Annotated in this window: 21 protein-coding genes and 1 pseudogene; 13 read left to right on the forward strand and 9 right to left on the reverse strand. The window is 65.3% G+C overall.

Annotated elements, in window-relative coordinates; translation table 11 throughout:
- The first annotated feature begins 31 nt into the window (after window positions 1–31).
- Window positions 32–247: a hypothetical protein gene (locus UNPA324_RS35795; RefSeq protein ID WP_128921723.1), complete on the forward strand. Its 216-nt coding sequence runs from the start codon at window positions 32–34 to the stop codon at window positions 245–247.
- Window positions 248–353: 106 nt separating this feature from the next.
- On the opposite strand, the gene UNPA324_RS26760 is transcribed toward UNPA324_RS35795, so the two are convergent.
- The gene (locus UNPA324_RS26760) at window positions 354–752 is read right to left on the reverse strand and encodes a hypothetical protein (RefSeq protein ID WP_141936756.1); all 399 of its coding nucleotides are present in this window, start codon (window positions 750–752) and stop codon (window positions 354–356) included.
- A gap of 224 nt (window positions 753–976) precedes the next feature.
- Between UNPA324_RS26760 and UNPA324_RS26770 the strand changes: the two genes are divergently transcribed.
- Window positions 977–2,122, forward strand: a complete 1,146-nt coding sequence (locus UNPA324_RS26770) for a DUF3095 domain-containing protein (RefSeq protein ID WP_141936759.1) — start codon at window positions 977–979, stop codon at window positions 2,120–2,122.
- Window positions 2,123–2,273: 151 nt separating this feature from the next.
- On the opposite strand, the gene UNPA324_RS26775 is transcribed toward UNPA324_RS26770, so the two are convergent.
- The 3 genes and pseudogenes from UNPA324_RS26775 to UNPA324_RS26785 all read right to left on the reverse strand — a co-directional run bounded on the left by UNPA324_RS26775 (window position 2,274) and on the right by UNPA324_RS26785 (window position 4,797).
- On the reverse strand, window positions 2,274–2,708 hold the full coding sequence (locus tag UNPA324_RS26775; protein ID WP_141936762.1) for a DUF2147 domain-containing protein: 435 nt from the start codon (window positions 2,706–2,708) through the stop codon (window positions 2,274–2,276).
- 94 nt (window positions 2,709–2,802) lie between these two features.
- A complete protein-coding gene (locus UNPA324_RS26780) occupies window positions 2,803–4,188 on the reverse strand; it encodes an MATE family efflux transporter (protein WP_181769526.1) in 1,386 nt (461 codons plus the stop codon).
- Between the two features lie 80 nt (window positions 4,189–4,268).
- Window positions 4,269–4,797: pseudogene (locus tag UNPA324_RS26785) on the reverse strand (GNAT family N-acetyltransferase).
- Between the two features lie 247 nt (window positions 4,798–5,044).
- On the opposite strand from UNPA324_RS26785, the gene UNPA324_RS26790 reads away from it, so the two are divergent.
- The 11 genes from UNPA324_RS26790 to UNPA324_RS35335 all read left to right on the forward strand — a co-directional run bounded on the left by UNPA324_RS26790 (window position 5,045) and on the right by UNPA324_RS35335 (window position 13,083).
- On the forward strand, window positions 5,045–5,641 hold the full coding sequence (locus tag UNPA324_RS26790) for a superoxide dismutase (RefSeq protein WP_014491764.1): 597 nt from the start codon (window positions 5,045–5,047) through the stop codon (window positions 5,639–5,641).
- Between the two features lie 251 nt (window positions 5,642–5,892).
- The gene (locus UNPA324_RS26795; RefSeq protein WP_128921718.1) at window positions 5,893–6,504 is read left to right on the forward strand and encodes a permease; all 612 of its coding nucleotides are present in this window, start codon (window positions 5,893–5,895) and stop codon (window positions 6,502–6,504) included.
- Window positions 6,501–7,001, forward strand: a complete 501-nt coding sequence (locus UNPA324_RS26800) for a hypothetical protein (protein WP_141936768.1) — start codon at window positions 6,501–6,503, stop codon at window positions 6,999–7,001. Before UNPA324_RS26795 ends, UNPA324_RS26800 begins: the two co-directional genes overlap by 4 nt.
- A gap of 43 nt (window positions 7,002–7,044) precedes the next feature.
- Window positions 7,045–7,275, forward strand: coding sequence for a hypothetical protein (locus UNPA324_RS26805; protein WP_128921716.1), 231 nt, complete (start codon window positions 7,045–7,047; stop codon window positions 7,273–7,275).
- Between the two features lie 2 nt (window positions 7,276–7,277).
- Window positions 7,278–8,033: a metal ABC transporter ATP-binding protein gene (locus UNPA324_RS26810; protein WP_164936537.1), complete on the forward strand. Its 756-nt coding sequence runs from the start codon at window positions 7,278–7,280 to the stop codon at window positions 8,031–8,033.
- A gap of 6 nt (window positions 8,034–8,039) precedes the next feature.
- Window positions 8,040–8,909, forward strand: coding sequence for a metal ABC transporter permease (locus UNPA324_RS26815; protein ID WP_141936771.1), 870 nt, complete (start codon window positions 8,040–8,042; stop codon window positions 8,907–8,909).
- 2 nt (window positions 8,910–8,911) lie between these two features.
- Window positions 8,912–9,775, forward strand: a complete 864-nt coding sequence (locus UNPA324_RS26820; RefSeq protein ID WP_141936774.1) for a metal ABC transporter solute-binding protein, Zn/Mn family — start codon at window positions 8,912–8,914, stop codon at window positions 9,773–9,775.
- Between the two features lie 55 nt (window positions 9,776–9,830).
- Window positions 9,831–10,877 (forward strand): CobW family GTP-binding protein, encoded by a 1,047-nt coding sequence (locus UNPA324_RS26825; RefSeq protein ID WP_128921712.1) that lies wholly within the window; start codon window positions 9,831–9,833, stop codon window positions 10,875–10,877.
- Window positions 10,877–11,896 (forward strand): WD40 repeat domain-containing protein, encoded by a 1,020-nt coding sequence (locus UNPA324_RS26830; RefSeq protein WP_181769527.1) that lies wholly within the window; start codon window positions 10,877–10,879, stop codon window positions 11,894–11,896. Before UNPA324_RS26825 ends, UNPA324_RS26830 begins: the two co-directional genes overlap by 1 nt.
- 30 nt (window positions 11,897–11,926) lie before the next feature.
- Entirely contained in the window at window positions 11,927–12,643 is a 717-nt protein-coding gene (locus UNPA324_RS26835) for an MgtC/SapB family protein (RefSeq protein ID WP_128921710.1), read from the forward strand.
- 101 nt (window positions 12,644–12,744) lie between these two features.
- Window positions 12,745–13,083: a hypothetical protein gene (locus tag UNPA324_RS35335; RefSeq protein WP_164936535.1), complete on the forward strand. Its 339-nt coding sequence runs from the start codon at window positions 12,745–12,747 to the stop codon at window positions 13,081–13,083.
- Between the two features lie 115 nt (window positions 13,084–13,198).
- Here UNPA324_RS35335 and UNPA324_RS26845 read toward each other — a convergent pair whose 3' ends face one another.
- From UNPA324_RS26845 to UNPA324_RS26870, 5 genes are all read right to left on the reverse strand, one after another.
- Window positions 13,199–14,641: a homospermidine synthase gene (locus tag UNPA324_RS26845; RefSeq protein ID WP_141936781.1), complete on the reverse strand. Its 1,443-nt coding sequence runs from the start codon at window positions 14,639–14,641 to the stop codon at window positions 13,199–13,201.
- A gap of 64 nt (window positions 14,642–14,705) precedes the next feature.
- A complete protein-coding gene (locus UNPA324_RS26850) occupies window positions 14,706–15,095 on the reverse strand; it encodes a RidA family protein (RefSeq protein WP_128921708.1) in 390 nt (129 codons plus the stop codon).
- Window positions 15,096–15,242: 147 nt separating this feature from the next.
- Window positions 15,243–15,830, reverse strand: a complete 588-nt coding sequence (locus UNPA324_RS26855) for a GNAT family N-acetyltransferase (protein ID WP_141936784.1) — start codon at window positions 15,828–15,830, stop codon at window positions 15,243–15,245.
- Between the two features lie 145 nt (window positions 15,831–15,975).
- On the reverse strand, window positions 15,976–17,118 hold the full coding sequence (locus UNPA324_RS26860) for a type III PLP-dependent enzyme (RefSeq protein ID WP_128921706.1): 1,143 nt from the start codon (window positions 17,116–17,118) through the stop codon (window positions 15,976–15,978).
- A gap of 671 nt (window positions 17,119–17,789) precedes the next feature.
- Entirely contained in the window at window positions 17,790–18,044 is a 255-nt protein-coding gene (locus UNPA324_RS26870) for a hypothetical protein (protein WP_128921705.1), read from the reverse strand.
- Window positions 18,045–18,082 lie beyond the last annotated feature (38 nt).

Raw genomic sequence — 18,082 nt, forward strand, 5'->3', positions numbered from 1 at the left:
TCGATCTGCCCTAATTGACAGGGAGCAGTCCATGGCCATGCCAATTACGACCGCTTCAAATCAGGGCCGGACGGAGCATTCCCGCGCCAAGCCGGATTTGGATGATGTCCACTGCCCGCCGATGACGCATCAGAATTCCGGCAGTCACGGCCATGAAATGTACCCGCAGCAATTCGTGCGGCTGATCGGCTGCCATGATGCGTCTCTCGAGAGCTTGCGCAAGCGTCAGGACGAGAAGCTGCACTGAAGCGCGGTGAGATTAGGAAAAGTCATCATCGCGCTTTAGAATACTGTTTTGAGCATGATCGTTTCGGGAAACCGCTGCGCACTTTTCCGGATTGTGCTTTTGCTGCTCACGTCCGGTGCTTCGGCGGGTCCTTCGGCAGGTCAACTCGTTCGTGGGAAAATTCCGGTGGCCCCTCGGTGAGGCGGCGGATGCGGCGCTCGCGTTCGTCCGCCGGCAATGCGGGATCGAGCAGCGCTTCGATCTCATGGACTGCGATCTCCTCGATCCTGGTGGCCTCTGACGCGATCGGGTGCTCCGGGGAGAGCACCGGGGGCGCGATCTTCAGGGCCAGCTCGATCAGCTTGCAGATCGCCTCCGCGCGGGTCAGGCGATGGGCTTCAGCCCAGGCATCGACGGCCTCCGTCAGTCTTTCGGGCATTTTCACCGCGCTGATCGGATCGATGCCCGTGCGCCGACGGACCGGAGCGGTGGAGTCCTTGTTGCCGAAGTCCGACACCTCGATCATCCCATGCAATCCTTGGAGCTGAGCGACGATAGCCGCACTCCCCGGCGGGTCGTTTGATGCCGATCAATGCCCCGCTGCAGCAATGCAACGCGGCCGCATCTTGTTGCCGCCGCATCTTGTTGTCCTGGCCGGTTTCAGCCAATGATCGAAAGGGCCGCCGGCCGGCGAACCCGGATCGATCCTGCCACGTATTTGTAGCACGTTCCAACCATCCGGCATCCCCGATGACCTCAGGCGAATCCTTCTATGGCGGCATTCCCGTTTTCCGCGGCTTCACCAGCCTGATGGACCCTGCGCTCTATGCGCCGCTCCCGGACGATTGGAGCATCGGCGTTGCCGATATCGTCGATTCCACCAAGGCGATCGCGGCGCAGCGCTACAAGGCGGTCAACATGGCCGGTGCGGCCGTGATCGCGGCAGTGACGAACGCCTTGGAGGGGCGGGAATTCCCCTTCGTGTTCGGCGGGGACGGCGCAAGCTTTGCGGTCGGGCCCGGCGATCTCGATGCGGCGCGCGACGCACTCGCCGCGACCGCCACCTGGGTGCGGGAGGATCTCGACCTGAGGATGCGCGTCGCGCTGGTGCCGGTAAGCGCCATTCGCGCGCGCGGCCTCGACGTTCGGGTCGCGCGCTTCGGTCCGTCGGCGAACCTGTCCTATGCGATGTTCTCCGGCGGCGGGCTCGCCTTCGCCGACGCCGCGATGAAGCGCGGCGAGTTCGCGGTCGCAGAGGCGCCGGCGGGCGCGCAGCCTGACCTGTCCGGACTGTCCTGCCGCTTCGAGATGATGCCGGCCTCGCGCGGGCTGATCCTGTCGGTTCTGGTGATGCCGACGCGCGGCGCCGACCCGCATGCCTTCCGCAAGGTGATCGAGGACATTATCCATCTCGTCGAGCGCAGCCCGGACGGCGCCCGTCCGGTGCCGCCGCAGGGACCCCCGCTGAAATGGCCGCCGCAGGGGCTGGAATACGAAGCCCGCACCAGGCGCGGCGGCCCGTTGCTTGCGCGCCGAGCCCGGGTGCTGGCCACTACGCTGTTCGTCTATCTGATCATGCGCTTCGACCTCAAGGTCGGCGGTTTCGTGCCCGACCTCTACCGGCGCCAGGTCGTCGAGAACTCGGACTTCAGGAAGTATGACGACGGCCTGCGCATGATTCTCGACTGCACCCCGCAGCTCGAGCGCGCGTTGAGCGACCGTCTCGCGGCCGCCGCGCGCGACGGGATCGTGCGTTACGGCCTCCATCAGCAGGATGCCGCGATGATGACCTGCTTCACGCCGTCGGCGCTGCGCAGCGACCACGTGCATTTCATCGACGGGGCGCGGGGCGGCTACGCTTCGGCGGCGACGGCGCTGAAGGCGATGACGGCGTGAGAGGTTCTTGTGCCCCGGACGCAGCGCAGCATGAAATGATGCGCTGCTGAGCCGGGGCCCACCTCTTCTTCTCGTACCATGCTGCTTTCTGGGTCGCGGCTCTGCGAAGCAGCGTTGCACGCTGCATCGCGTCCGGGACACGAAAGCGGGGTTACCGCCCCGCGCGCGTCCAGCTCTCGCCGCCGCAGAGCGCGCCGACGCAGCCTTCGACCCGCAGCGAATCGGCTCCCGTTACCGTGATGCTGCTGGCATAGGGGCTGCCGTCGTCGGCATTGTAGATCTGGCCCGACCATTTGCTCGGACCGGAGGGCTGCATGCCGCTGAACAACGGCAAACCGATCATCGGGCGCTTGGCGAGCGCGGGATTGGGATTCTTGCTGTCGGTGGCGGGCTGGCCGGTCGCGGTGTCCATGGGCTCGCGGAGCCAGACGATGTGGCCGCAGATGCCGCCGCCGCACTTGGTGATCTTGACGCGCGCATCACCCGCCTGGGTCAGCCATGTCCCGTCGGCGTTCTGCGCATGAGCGGCAGATGCGCCAACCAGCGCGGCAAGAAGGACGATGAGAGCAGCGAATCTGGAAGTCATGGAGAGGGCCCCGAAATTGGAGCGCCTCCATAGCAGCCCGGAGGGATAGTGCAACGCTTGATGGAATCACATTCCTGCGTTTATTGGACTGCGCTCATTTGCCCCAGCGCGCGAAGGCGACCGAGGCCGCAGTCGACAGGCCGAACACGACCATGGCGCCGCCAACCAGCGCGAACAAGGTCCAGGCCGGCGCTTGCGCCGTCATGAGGCCGATGCCGCCGATCGCGACGATCAGAAGTCGCGCGGTGGAGGCCAGCACGGGACCACCGACGTGCGCCGCGCCTTGCGAGGAGAAATACAGCGACACGCCCATGCCGAAGAACACGAAGGCTGGGCCGGCCCAGTGGAAATAGCTGTGCGCCGCGGCGGTGACGCCAGGATCCCGCGTGAACAGCGCGACCCACAGCGCGGGATCGAGCGCGATGACGAGCCCGATCAGGCCGACCGTGAGTCCGGAGGCCGCAGCCGCGGTCCAGGCGACACGCCGCGCCCGCTTCAAATGTCCGGCGCCCATCGCCATGCCGACCATCGGCACCGAGGCGATTCCGAAGGCGAATGTGATCGGGATCAGCAGGAATTCCAGCCGCGAGCCGATGCCGTAACCAGCCAGCATCTCGGTGCCGAAGGTCGCCAGGATCTTCGTGAAGATCAGGATCGTGAGCACGGTCTGAAGCGGCGACAGGCAGGCCACCGCGCCGACTTTGAGAATGTCCAGGAACATCGCGCGCTCGAAATGGAAGGCGCGGAAGTCGAGCTGCAGCCGGCTGCGGCCGGACCATAGATACCAGAGGAAGAAGATCGCGGCGCAGCTGAACGCGATCAATTGGCCGCTCGCGACGCCAGGCATGCCGAATTGCTTCACGCCGAACAGGCCGAGACCCAGCGTGCCGCCGAGCACAACCTGGAGCAGGCTCGCCCCGATCAGCGTCATCGAGGGCAGGCGCATGTCGCCGGTGCCGCGGATCACCGAGGCCAGCGTGTTGACGACCCAGATCGCGACCGCGCCGGAGAACAGCACCTGCGAATAGCCGCTGGCTTCCTCCAGGACGCGGTCGCGGCCGCCGAGCAGAGTGAAGAAGGAGCGGCCGAAGACGAGCATCATCACCGTGAAGAACAGCCCGCCGCAGAGGCCGATGATGGCGGCATGCAGCGCCAGTGTCGCGGCGCGGTCACGATCGCCGGCGCCGAGCGCACGGCTGATCGCGGAGGACACCCCGCCGCCCATCGCCCCCGCACTCATCATCTGCGTCAGCATGGCGAACGGAAACACCAGCGCGATCGCGGCGAGCGGGATGGTGCCGAGCCGGCCGATATAGGAGGTCTCGGCGATCGCGACCAGCGTGCTGCCGACCATTGCGATCATGTTGGGGATTGCGAGTCGGAGCAGCGTCGGCAGGATCGGCGCCGTCACCAGGCTGGCCATGGGGGAGGCGGCCGGTGCACGCGGCGGGACGGCGTCTAGGGGAGCGTCGATCGTCATGTTCACCGGGCGGAATATTGAATGATGATCGACATATTATAGGACGTGCGGCCGCCGGCCAGCCCTCGCTCACGCAGGGCTCACCAGGGCAGGCCGCATAGGTCGATGATGCCCAGGGTCGGCGCGCGGACGATGTTGAAGACGTAGGGCGCCATGTGGGTGAAGCGGATGCGCCCCTCCGGCTGTTCGCAATAGGCCTCGCCCTTGAAGGGCAGCCAGCTCCGGGTCTCGTAGAAGGAAAAATTGTGAGGTTCGCAGAACAGCAGCGCGAAGCGAACGGCCTCGTTGGCGCGCATGGTGTGGACCGCCGCGTCGATCGCCACGGTTGCATAGCCACGGCCGCGCTTGTCCTCCCGCGTGCAGACCCCGCCGATGCCGCCGATATGGACCTTCTGCCCGTTCCAGATGACGGTGCGGAAATAGATGCCGACATGGCAGACCAGGCCATCCTCGGGGGGTCTCGATCAGCACGCGCAGATCGGCATTGGCCCATTTGACGTGGGCCCAGGGCTTATCCGCGATGAGGTCTGATCCCCAGACCGCCTGATGCAGCGGCTCTGCAATCGGCCACGAGGCGTCGCCGTTCAAAATGTCGATCTCGATGCTCATGGCTTGGTTCTTCGGAGCTCCGCTTCGTGGCGCATTCGTTCTGTCATAAGCGGTTCAAAGGCAATGATATTTTTCGTCGGCGCGTCTCGCCTGCGGCAGAACGTCTACGCTTGCGTCGATTTTGTGCAATCCGGCCAAGCTGTCGCATCACGCGTTTTCGCAAATTGGCGGTATTTAACGGCCGCGGAACCTTCTATAAGGGATGACCGTTAGAACTCGTTCTCCACCCAGTTGCGGACAAGAACCCATGACCTTTACGCTGCCCCCACTCCCTTACGCCTATGACGCCCTTGGCCAGTTCATGTCGAAGGAGACGCTGGAATTCCACCACGACAAGCATCATCAGGCCTACGTCACCAACGGCAACAACGCGCTCAAGGGGACCGAATGGGAAGGCAAGTCCCTTGAGGAGATCGTCAAGGGCTCGTTCGGCAAGAACCCCGCGGTGTTCAACAATGCCGGCCAGCACTACAACCACATTCACTTCTGGAGCTGGATGAAGCCCAATGGGGGCGGCACCAAGCTGCCCGGCAAGCTCGAGAAGAAGATCAACGAGGACCTCGGCGGCTTCGAGAAGTTCAAGACCGACTTCCAGGCGGCCGGCGTCGGCCAGTTCGGCTCCGGCTGGTGCTGGCTCCAGGTCAAGAACGGCAAGCTCGAGATCTCCAAGACCCCGAACGGCGAGAATCCGCTGGTGCACGGCGCCACCCCGATCCTCGGCTGCGACGTCTGGGAGCACTCCTACTACATCGACTACCGCAACCGCCGTCCCGACTATCTCAAGGCGTTCGTCGAGAACCTCGTGAACTGGGAATACGTCGAGTCCTTGTTCGACAAGGCCTGAGTGTCATTCCGGGGCGCGAAGCGCGAACCCCGGAATCCATTTATCCACTCAGGCTGACGCCTGGTGGATACCGGGTTCGGCGCTGACGCGCCGCCCCGGATGACGACAAGGCGGTCGCATACGCGGCCGCCTTTTTTGCTGTGCGGAATTGCCCTGCGCGGCACGCGCATGGGTCTGCCATCACACCGTTTGCATCGCTTCGGCGGCGCCCTTAATCAGGACGGGCATCACCCTTGAGCCGCTCCCCCCAATTGTCAGAACCTTCCCCGAACACCCCGGCGCCAGCTGAGGACGCGGAGTCCGAGCCGCGGCCCGGGCGGGTCCGCAAGCCGATCGGCTGGTCGACCATCATCATCGCGGCGCTGGTCGCGGTGAGTGCGGCGCTGGTCTGGCGGCGTGACGGCACCGACGGCGTTCTCGACATCCTGACCCACGATCTCTCGCTGTTCTCAGGCATCCTGCCGCGCGTGCTCGCCGGCTGCCTGCTCGGGGCCTTCATCTCGGAAATCCTGCCGCACGAAAAAGTCTCGCGCTCGCTCGGGCCGAAATCGGGCTTGATGGGCCTTCTGATCGGCACCGCCTTCGGCGCGATTCTGCCCGGCGGGCCCTTCACCGCCTATCCCGTGGCGAGCGCGTTGCTCGCGGTCGGCGCCGATTTCGGCGCCACCATCGCCATGGTCGTGAGCTGGACCCTGATCGGCTATGGCCGGGCGGTGGCCTGGGAAATTCCGATCATGGGCACCGATTTCACATTGTGGCGGATCCTGATCTCGCTGCCGTTGCCGGTGCTCGCCGGCGCGCTCGGGCGCTTCGTCTATGTCCGGCTCTATCCGAAGCGCGCCAGCGACGAGGACGCGGCATGAGCGCCGCGCTTCTGATCGACATCCTGCTGTGGGGCTCGGTGCTTGGCGTCGGGCTGATCGCCTTCCGCCGCGGCCCTCCGGTGTTCAAGGCCTCGTTGCGCGAAGGCTCGATGGACTTCATCAACATCGTGCCGCGGATTGCGCTCGGGGTGATCGGCTCCGGCTACATCGCTGCCATCATCCCGCAGCAGGTGATCACCGGCTGGCTCGGGCCGGACAGCGGCTGGCTCGGCGTTGCGACCGCCGTGGTCGCCGGCGCGGCGACGCCCGGCGGGCCCGTGATCGGCTTCTCCATCGGCACCGTGGCGCTGAAGTCGGGCGGCGGGGTGCCGCAGGTGGTGGCCTATGTCGTCGCCTGGGCCCTATTTGCCTTCCAGCGGGTGATCTTGTGGGAAATCCCGTTCATGCCGGCCCGTTTCGTCTGGTTCCGCTGTGCCGTGTCGGTGCCATTTCCCTTCGTGGCAGCCGCCATCGCGATGGTGATCGGCAAGCCGTGAGCCGGCGTGGACAGGCGTAATGTTATAATATAACGTCCCGGGCATGGTTCCCGCCGCGTCCCACGCCCATCATCACGACCATGCTCCCGGCCATTCCCATGCGCACGGGCATGGGCACGACCACAGTCACGCCCATGTCCACGATGCAGCCTCGCCGCATCCCGCCCAGGAGGCGCCGTGGTCGATCCTGCGCATGACCATGGCCGCGCGCCTCGCGGCCGCGCTCGCCGTCTGTGCCGTGCTCTGGGGCGTGGTCTTCCTGGCGATGAGGTGACGATGGCGGCGCTGCACTTTCACAACGTCACGCTCGGCTATGACCGGCATCCGGCCGTGCACCACCTCAACGGCGAGGTCGCGCGAGGTGCGCTGGTCGCCGTGATCGGCCCGAACGGCGCCGGCAAGTCGACCCTGCTGCGCGGCATCGTCGGCATCCTCAAGCCGCTCGACGGCAGCATCCATCTCGGCGGGCTCGACGCCAGGGACATCGCCTACCTGCCGCAGAGCGCGGAGATCGACCGCAGTTTCCCGATTTCGGTGTTCGATTTCGTCGGCACCGGGCTGTGGCGCGATGCCGGCTTGTTCGGCGGCATCGGCAGGGCCGCGCGGAAAAAGATTCTGCGCGCGATCGCGTCCGTTGGCCTCAATGGCTTCGAGAATCGCCCGATCGGCACGCTCTCCGGCGGCCAGATGCAGCGCGTGCTGTTCGCGCGCGTGTTGCTCCAGGACGCGAGCCTGATCGTGCTGGACGAGCCCTTCAACGCCATCGATGCCAAGACCACCGCCGATCTGCTCGCGCTGGTCAAGCAATGGCACGGCGAGGGCCGCACCGTGCTCGCGGCGCTGCACGACATGGAGATGGTGCGCAACCATTTCAGCGAGACGCTTGTGCTGGCGCGTGGCCCGGTCGCGTGGGGACCTACGGCGGACGTGCTGACGCCGGAAAACCTGCTGGTCGCGATGCGGATGTGCGAGGCCTTCGACGACAGCGCGGCGGCCTGCGCGGCTGACGATGCCCCTTCGCGGGCGGCCTGATATCCGATGCTCTACGACGCGCTGATCGGCCCGTTCACCGAATTCGAGTTCATGCGGCGCGCGCTCGCCGCCGTGATCGCGCTGGCGCTGGCCGGCGCGCCGATCGGCGTGTTCCTGATGCTGCGGCGGATGAGCCTCGTCGGCGACGCCATGGCGCACGCGATCCTGCCGGGCGCCGCAATCGGCTTCCTGCTCTCAGGCCTCAATCTGTTCGCGATGACGGCGGGCGGCCTGATCGCAGGCTTTGCGGTCGCGATCCTCGCTGGCGTGGTCGCGCGCTCGACCGGGCTGAAGGAGGACGCTTCGCTCGCGACCTTCTACCTGGCCTCGCTGGCGCTCGGCGTCAGCATCGTCTCGATCAAGGGCACCAATATCGACCTCTTACACGTGCTGTTCGGCAACATCCTCGCGATGGACGACCAGACCCTGCTGGTGGTCGCTTTCAACGCCACCGTGACGCTGCTCGTGCTCGCCGTGATCTACCGCCCGCTGGTCATCGAGAGCGTCGATCCCTTGTTCCTGCGCACGGTGAGCCGCGCCGGGGGACCTGCGCATCTCGCCTTCCTGGCGCTGGTCGTGATCAACCTCGTCAACGGATTCCAGGCGCTTGGAACGCTCTTGGCGGTCGGCCTGATGATCCTGCCGGCGGGCATCGCCCGGTTCTGGTCGCGCGATCTCACCGCCATGATCTGCATCGCCGTGATCGCCGCCGCTGTCTCCGGCTATGCCGGGCTCGTGCTGTCGTTCCAGACCCGCGTGCCGTCGGGCCCTGCGGTCATTCTCGTCGCGACAGTGCTCTACATCGTCTCCGTGCTGTTTGGGCGTGTCGGCGGCATCGTCCGGCAGATGTTTCCCGGCCGGCATCTGGAAGCGTGACGATGCGGCCTATCCTGCTTTGCGTGCTCCTGCTGATCACCTCGCCGCTCCAGGCGGCCGAGCGACTCAACGTCGTCGCGAGCTTCTCGATCCTCGCCGATTTCGTCCGCAATGTCGGCGGTGACAGGATCAATCTAACGACGCTGGTCGGGGCCGACAGCGACGTCCATGTCTACACGCCGGCGCCACGTGATGCGAAGCGCATCGCGGAGGCGAAGCTCGTCATCGTCAACGGTCTTGGGCTGGAGGGCTGGTTGCCGCGCCTCGTGCAGTCCTCCGGCAGCAAGGCAATTGTCGTCACCGCCAGTGCCGGCATCGTGCCGCTGAAGCTTGGCTCGGCCGCCGATCCGCACGCCTGGCAGTCCGTCCCCAACGCCAAGGTTTACGTGGCTGATATCGCCGATGCGCTGGCCGCGGCCGATCCTGACGAGGCCGACTTCTTTCGCGCCCAGGCCAAGGCCTATCTGGAAAAGCTCGAAACGCTCGACCGCGAGGTCCGCGAGGCCGTGGCTAAAATCCCAACCGAGCGGCGCAAGGTGATCTCCACCCACGATGCCTTCGGCTATTTCGCGACCGAATACGGTATCCAGTTTATCGCCCCCCTGGGCGTCTCCACCGAAACCGAGCCCAGCGCCCGGGACATCGCGGTCATCATCGGCCAGATCAAGGCCGCGAGGATCCCGGCGGTATTTCTCGAAAATATCAGCGACGACCGCCTGATCCGGCGGATCGCGGCCGAGACCGGGGCCAAGGTCGGCGGGACCCTGATTTCAGACGGTTTGACCGGCGAAAAGGGGCCCGCACCCACTTACATTGACATGGTCAGGCACAATATAAAGGCCCTGACCAGCGCGCTTGACCATTAGGGCAGGGGCCACCCCGCCTCGCGTCGCGCGGGACAAAGCCCGATCCGGAGTTGTTATGTCTGAAGCCTCCCAGAAGATTCCTGTAACTGTCCTGACCGGCTATCTCGGTGCCGGCAAGACCACGCTTTTGAACCGTATCCTGTCGGAAAACCACGGCAAGAAATACGCCGTCATCGTCAACGAATTCGGCGAGATCGGCATCGACAACGACCTCATCATCGGCGCCGATGAGGAAGTGTTCGAGATGAACAACGGCTGCATCTGCTGCACGGTGCGCGGCGACCTCGTTCGCATCATGGACGGCCTGATGAAGCGCAAGGGCAAGTTCGACGCCATCATCGTCGAGACCACCGGCCTTGCCGATCCGGCGCCCGTCGCCCAGACCTTCTTCGTCGACGAGGACGTGCAGAAGAACGCGCGGTTAGATGCGGTCGTCACGGTCGCCGACGCCAAATGGCTGTCCGACCGGCTCAAGGACGCGCCCGAGGCCAAGAACCAGATCGCCTTCGCCGACGTCATCGTGTTGAACAAGACCGACCTCGTCAGCAAGGGCGAGCTTGCCGAGGTCGAGGCCCGCATCCGCGGCATCAACCCCTATGCGAAGCTGCACCGCACCGAGCGCTGCTCGGTGGCCTTGGCCGACGTGCTCGACCGCGGCGCGTTCGATCTCGACCGCATCCTCGACATCGAGCCGGATTTCCTGGAGGCCGACGATCATGACCACGACCATGATCATCACCATCATCACGGCCACGACCATCACCATCATGATCACGGCCACGGCCTGAAGCACTATCACGACGAGGACATGCAGTCGCTGTCGCTCAAGACCGACAAGCCGCTCGATCCCAACGTGTTCATGCCCTGGCTGCAGAACCTGGTGCAGGTCGAGGGCGGCAAGATCCTGCGCTCCAAGGGCATCCTCGCCTTCCACGACGACGAGGACCGCTACGTCTTCCAGGGCGTCCATATGATGCTGGAGGGCAACCACCAGCGGAAGTGGAAGGAGGGTGAGCCGCGCGAGAGCCGCCTCGTCTTCATCGGCCGCGAATTGCCGGAAGAGGCCATTCGCGAGGGTTTTGAGAGCTGCATCGTCTCGTGATGAAAGAGTTTACGCCGGCCCCCGATTCCGCCTCGATCCTCTCCGTCACCGACCGCGTCAAGCCAGTTGCGCTCGGCATGGCCGTGACCTCGGTGCATTTCCTCGGCGACCGCGCCGCCTTCGTCGGCGGCGAGGAGAATGTCGCCTTCGTCGATGCCAAGGGGGAGATCACCAAAGTCGCCGTGCACAGTGGCGGCATTCTCTCCACCGCCTCCGACGGCAAGCGCATCGTGATGGGCGGCGACGACGGCAAGGTCGTCTCGCTCGACGCCAAGGGCGAGGTGACGCTGCTCGCGACCGACCCGAAGCGGCGCTGGATCGATGCGGTGGCGCTGCACACCGACGGCGCGTTCGCATGGTCGGCCGGCAAGACCGCCACCGTGAAGAGCGGCAAGAACGAGGAGAAGTCGCTCGAGGTGCCCTCGACCGTCGGCGGACTTGCCTTCGCGCCGAAGGGCCTGCGGCTCGCCATCGCGCATTACAACGGCGCGACGCTGTGGTTTCCGAACATGGAGGGGTCGGCCGAATTCCTGCCCTGGGCCGGTTCGCATCACGCCGTCACCTTCAGTCCCGATAACAAATTCCTCGTCACCGCGATGCACGAGCCGGCACTGCACGGCTGGCGGCTCGCCGACAACAGGCACATGCGCATGACCGGCTATCCCGGCCGTGTCCGCTCGATGTCCTGGAGCGCGGGCGGCAAGGGGCTGGCGACCTCGGGCGCCGACACCGTCATCATCTGGCCGTTCGGCAGCAAGGACGGTCCGATGGGCAAGGAGCCTGCGATGCTCGCGCCGCTGCAGGCGCGCGTCTCGGTCGTCGCCTGCCATCCGAAGAACGACATTCTCGCCGCCGGCTATAGCGACGGCACCGTGCTGATGGTACGTCTGGAAGACGGCGCGGAAATTCTGGTCCGCCGCAACGGCACGCCCCCCGTCGCCGCGATCGCGTGGAACGCGAAGGGCACGCTGCTGGCGTTTGCCGACGAAAATGGGGACGGCGGCCTGCTCGAGCTTTGATCTGTCATGGTTCCGGCCGTATAGGGGACCATGCGATTTCTCACGACCTTCCAGCTGGGCGATTTCGCCGATACGCTGATCAGCCTCATCGCGGCCTTCGTACTGGGCACGCTGATCGGCGCCGAGCGGCAATATCGCCAGCGCACGGCGGGCCTACGTACCAACGTGCTGGTCGCCGTGGGAGCGGCCGCCTTCGTCGATCTCGCGATGCAGCTGGACGGCGCCGACGGCGCGGTGCGGGTGATCTCCTATGTCGTCTCTGGCATCGGCTTCTTGGGCGCCGGCGTCATCATGAAGCAGGGCATGGACGTGCGCGGGCTCAACACCGCGGCGACGCTATGGGCCTCGGCCGCGGTCGGCTCCTGCGCCGGTGCCGACATGATCGCGCAGGCGGCCGCGCTGACGGTCTTCGTCATCGCCGGCAACACCATGCTGCGCCCGCTGGTCAACGCCATCAACCGCATCCCGCTGAACGAGAAGGCACTGGAGGCGACCTACTATTTCAAGCTCGCGGTCGCGGCCGATGCCTTGCCTGACATGCGCGACCGCCTCGTCGAGAAGCTTGAGGGTGCGAAATATCCCGTGGCGGGTATCGAGGTCGTCGAGATCGGCGAGGACATGCTGGAGATTGTCGCGAAGCTGGTCGCGAGCGCGGTCGACCCGAACGAGCTGAACGCGGTGGCGACCGATCTGCAGCATCTGCCCGGCGTGCGCCATGCCACCTGGGAAGCCAGCACGACGGAATAAACGCGTCGTTTTGGCGCGCAGGCGGTCGGTTCCCGGCTTGTTGGGGACGGAACTCCGGTGGGGCGATTTCGTTGATTCCGCGGACAAAGGCGGTGATCGACATGCCCGGCCAAAATGACAAGCGCAGACTGAAACTCGACCTGACCATCGCAGCCTCGCTGTTCGCAGCAGGACTCGTGGTGTCGGTGATATCGCTGGCGCAAATCCGCGCCGAGAGCCGGATGCAGATGGCGCAGGCGACGCAACCGCTTCAGGGAACGCCGTCCGACGAGCAGAGCAAAGTGCCAGCGGAGGCCAAGCCCGGCGGCGACCGGCCGACCACGCCGGCGCCCGAGCCCGCGCGGCCGGAGCCCCAGACGCAAGGCGCGGCGGGCGCGGCCAAGCCAGCACTGCCGCCGGCACCGGCCGAGAAAATCGCGCCGCCGATCGAGAAGAAGTAGGCGAACCGCCAGCTATCGCGTCATGGCCGGGCTTGTCCCGGCCATCCACGTCTTTGGCGCCTCTTGAAGGAAAGTGCGTGGATGCCCGGGACAAGCCCGGGCATGACGGTCGTGATTACCGCACCAGAATATTCTTGAACTGCCACGGATCGCTGGTGTCGATGTCTTCCGGGAACAGTCCCGGGCGATCCGTCAGCGGCGTCCAGTCGGTGTAGAAGCCCTTCACCGGGCCGAGATAGGGCAACTGGATTTCCAGGAGACGATCGAAATCCATCTCGTCGGCTTCGACGATGCCCTCGGTCGGGTTTTCCAGCGCCCACACCATGCCGCCGAGCACGGCGGAGGTCACTTGCAGGGCGGTGGCGTTCTGGTAGGGCGCGAGTTCGCGGGTCTCTTCGATGGAGAGCTGCGAGCCGTACCAGTACGCATTCTTGTCGTGGCCGAACAGCAGCACGCCGAGCTCGTCGATGCCGTCGACGATTTCGTCCTCTTCGAGAATGTGGTGCTTTTCCTGCATCTTGCCGGCACGGCCGAACAGCTCATGCAGCGACAGCACGGCATCGTCAGCCGGATGATAGGCATAGTGGCAGGTCGGCCGATAGATTGCGTTGCCCGATGGGTCACGCACCGTGAAGTAATCGGCGATCGAGATCGACTCGTTGTGGGTGACGAGGAAGCCGTATTGCGCGCCGCGGGTCGGGCACCAGGTGCGCACGCGCGTATTGGCGCCCGGCTGCATCAGATAGATGGCGGCGCCGCAGCCGGCCTCGTGGGTATGCGCATTCTCGGGCATCCATTTCTCGTGGGTCCCCCAGCCGAGCTCCGACGGCTGCATGCCCTCCGAGAGGAAGCCTTCCACCGACCAGGTGTTGACGAAGACGTCGGGCTCTTTCGGCTTCTTGGAGCACTGGGTGTCGCGCTCGGCGATGTGGATGCCCTTGATGCCGGCTTGCCGCATCAAATCCGCCCATTCGGCCTTGGTCTTCGGCTTGGGGGCATTGAGCTTCAGATCCGCGGCGACGTTGAGCAGTGCCTGCTTGACGAAGAAGGAGACCATGCCCGGATTGGCGCCGCAGCAGGAGACCGCCGTCGTCGAGCCCTTAGGCCGCGCCTTCTTGGCGGCCAGTGTCACTTCGCGAAGGGCGTAGTTGGAGCGCGCTTCCGGACCCTTCGATGAATCGAAATAGAAGCCGAGCCAGGGCTCGTTGACGGTGTCGATATAGAGAGCGCCAAGCTCGTTGCAGAGCTCCATGATGTCGGTGGAGCCGGTATCGACCGAGAGGTTGACGCAAAAGCCCTGGCCGCCGCCTTCGGTGAGCAGCGGAGACAGCAATTCGCGATAATTGTCCTTGGTCACGGCCTTCTGGATGAAGCGGACATTGTGCTTCTCGCAATGCGCCTTGCGACCCTCGTCCTTGGGATCGATCACGGTGACGCGCGACTTGTCGTAATCGAGATGCCGCTCGATCAGCGGCAGCGTGCCTTTGCCGATGGAGCCGAAGCCGACCATGACGATGGGACCAGTGATCTTCGCGTAGATCTGCGTGGGAGGGCTCATGGGACGGTTTCTCCGGAACGTGCTGGCTGGCAAAGGGTGGGTGGATCAGGCGCTGCGGCGCTTATCAGACGCTGCGGCGCTTGGCGGTGACTTCGATCTCGACCTTCATCTCGGTCTTGGCGAGGGCGCTGACGACCAGCAAGGTCGCGGCCGGCCTGATGTCGCCGAGAACCTCGCCGCAGACGGCGAAGTGGGCATCGATGTAGCTCGGGTCAGTGACGTAGTAGGTCGCACGGACGATATCGGCCATCTCGAAACCGCCTTCCTTCAGGGCGGCTTCGATGGTCTTGAAGCAGTTGCGTGACTGGCTCGTGACGTCGGCCGGCATCGTCATCGTGCTGTAGTCATAGCCGGTGGTTCCCGCGACGAAGGCGAAATCGCCGTCGATCACGGCGCGGCTATAGCCGACGGTCTTCTCGAGCGGAGAGCCGGTGGAGATCAGACGACGGGGCATGGTCGTGGGCCTCGAGGGAAGGGGGAATTTCGTGGGGTTAAAGGGCGTTTCCGGCGCCTGCGCAACCCCAAAGGAACGGGCGGGACGCAGGCGCGGCCGGGCGTTACCGCTTAACGCGGCTTGGGTTTTCGCGACGAAGGCGATCCCTTAGGCCGCGTGCGCCACAGGTGCGCGAACCGACCTCCGTTTGGGCAGGGTCGCGCCGGTCGGGACGATCATCCCCTCGGCACCATTCAGCGCACCGTCGGCGAACTCGATCGCCAGCAGGCGGTCGCGCTCGAACGGGCCAGGCAGCGCGAGCTCAGTCGTCTTCTCCGCCGAGAAGCCGAAGCGGGCGTAATAGGGGGCATCGCCGAGCAGGATAACGGCTTCATGCCCGCGCGCCCGGGCGGCGGCCAGCGCTTGATGCATCAGCGCGGCGCCGATCCCGAGCTCGCGGCAGGCAGGGTCGACCGCCAGCGGTCCGAGGACCAAAGCGGGCCTGCCTCCGGCGCTGACGTGCCACAGCCGCACGGTTCCCACGAGCTTGCCCTCGCGCACAGCCGACAGGGCCAGGCCTGCGGCAGGTGCGCGTCCGTCGCGCAGGCGCTGGCAGGTGCGGCCATGGCGGTCCTCGCCAAAGCTGGCATCAAGCAGCGCCTCACGCATCGCGACGTCGGCAGCACGCTCCGCACGGATTGCGAACGGAGCGGCTTTCGAGGTGAGGGCGATCTGTGGCTTCCGAAAAGCAGTCATGGCGCGTCAGTCCCCGTTTGAACCGACGTGCGCGAAGCACGCCTGTTCAAGGCGTCGTCAGAAATCGGGATGTTGGGTAAGGAGCCGGCAAGCCGGCTCCCGGGTTGGTCAGGCCTCGAAAGAGAGGCGGATCAGATGTGGCAAATCAGATGTGATACGTCTTCAGCGGCGGGATGCCATTGAAGGCCACCGACGAGTAGGTCGACGTATAGGCCCCGGTGCCTTCGATCAGAACCTTGTCGCCGATCTCGAGCGTGACCGGGAGCGGATACGGGTTCTTCTCGTACAGCACGTCGGCGCTGTCGCAGGTGGGCCCAGCGAGCACGCACGGCGTCATGTCCGCGCCGTCGTGACGGGTGCGGATGGCGTAGCGGATCGACTCATCCATGGTCTCGGCGAGACCGCCGAACTTGCCGATGTCGAGATACACCCAGCGCACCTCGTCCTCGTCGCTCTTCTTCGAGATGAGCACGACCTCGGATTCGATGATGCCGGCATTGCCCACCATGCCGCGGCCCGGCTCGATGATGGTCTCCGGGATCTGGTTGCCGAAGTGCTTGCGCAGCGCGCGGAAGATCGAGCGGCCGTAGGTCACGACCGGCGGCACGTCCTTCAGGTACTTGGTCGGGAAGCCGCCGCCCATGTTGACCATGGTCAGGTTGATGCCGCGCTCGGCGCAGTCGCGAAACACCTGCGAGGCCATCGCCAGCGCGCGGTCCCACGCCTTCACCTTGCGCTGCTGCGAGCCGACATGGAACGAGATGCCGCACGGCTCCAGGCCCAGACGCTTGGCGGCGTCGAGCACCTCGACGGCCATTTCCGGGTCGCAGCCGAACTTGCGCGACAGCGGCCATTCGGCGCCGGCGCAGTCATAGAGGATGCGGCAGAACACCTTCGCGCCGGGAGCGGCACGGGCGACCTTCTCGACCTCGGCGGCGCAATCGACCGCGAACAGCCGGATGCCGAGCGCGAAGGCGCGCGCGATGTCGCGCTCCTTCTTGATCGTGTTGCCGAAAGAGATGCGGTCGGGCGTCGCACCCGCGGCCAGCGCCATCTCGATCTCGGCAACCGTCGCGGTGTCGAAGCAGGAGCCCATGGAGGCGAGCAGGGCCAGCACTTCCGGCGCCGGGTTCGCCTTGACGGCATAGAACACGCGGCTGTCGGGCAGCGCCTTGGCGAAGCTCTGATAATTGTCGCGCACGACCTCGAGGTCGACGACGAGGCACGGCTCGGTGTCGAGGCCATTCTTGCGGCGGTTGCGCAGGAATTCCTGGATTCGTTCGGTCATGGCACTCTCCCAAACGGCCCAGCGACGGGCCCGTTCAAAACATGACGTCGGATAAGAGTGCTCTGGCCGGATCGCGCGATGGAGGCGCGACGAAGCCAAAAGACTCAAACCAGACTGTGCTGCCGTGGATTGGTTGGGAGTGTTCCCGCCCGCACACCTGGCAATGAAGGACAAGCCTTTTCAGTAGCCCGCGCCGGCGTTGGACTGCCGGTAGAGACCAAAAAAGCCCGATCCGTCGTTGCTTTAAGTCGCGTCCCCCGTTGAGAGCGGGGTGCGCCGGTTCGCCTCCGGCTGCCAGTCACGGTTGCAAAGAGCGAAGTCACCTTCGACAAGGCACCTCTTGAGAGAGATGCTGGACGCTCCGGGTTTGCTTTCGTCTTCCGGCTAGGAGCCTTCCGACTTCCGCACTTCCGAAGAGCCCCTCGGCTTCTTCACCCCTTGGCGGCTGTCCGGCCTCTTGTCCGGATACCTACCGACTGACACACGACCACAGGCACGTGCGAAATTGGGCAAGTCCGCACATAAGTGTTTTGACTCGGCTTCGCAAGAATTTTTTTAGGCTGCGAACAGAATTGCCTAACATCTGCTTGCGCAGTGTTGCGCGCGCGACGCGGAAGATGAACGGGTGTTAAGCTTTCTGTGGCAGCGCGCGCGCTCTCGCGCCAGATGCGTCAGCCGCGCTTCGTGAAGGGCTCGACGCGTTGGGCTCCGCGGATGAACGCCGTCATCACCAGCACGCCGAGTGCGAACAGCACCGCTTGCAGGATGTGTGTGCCCTGGTCGCCGAGCCCGATCAGGATCGCGAGCGCCCAGCCGCCGGCGAACGCCGCGCCAAACACTTCGGCACCGATCAGGATGGCGGCGCTGATGACGGTGATGACGCTTGGCCAGACGATCCGGCGGGAAGACGAGGAAGGCGCGTTCATGAGCTTGAGGGGTCCGTGGTCTGTCGAGGGCCGCAATC

The sequence above is a fragment of the Bradyrhizobium sp. UNPA324 genome (genome assembly GCF_006658635.1).
GTDB lineage: Bacteria > Pseudomonadota > Alphaproteobacteria > Rhizobiales > Xanthobacteraceae > Bradyrhizobium > Bradyrhizobium nanningense.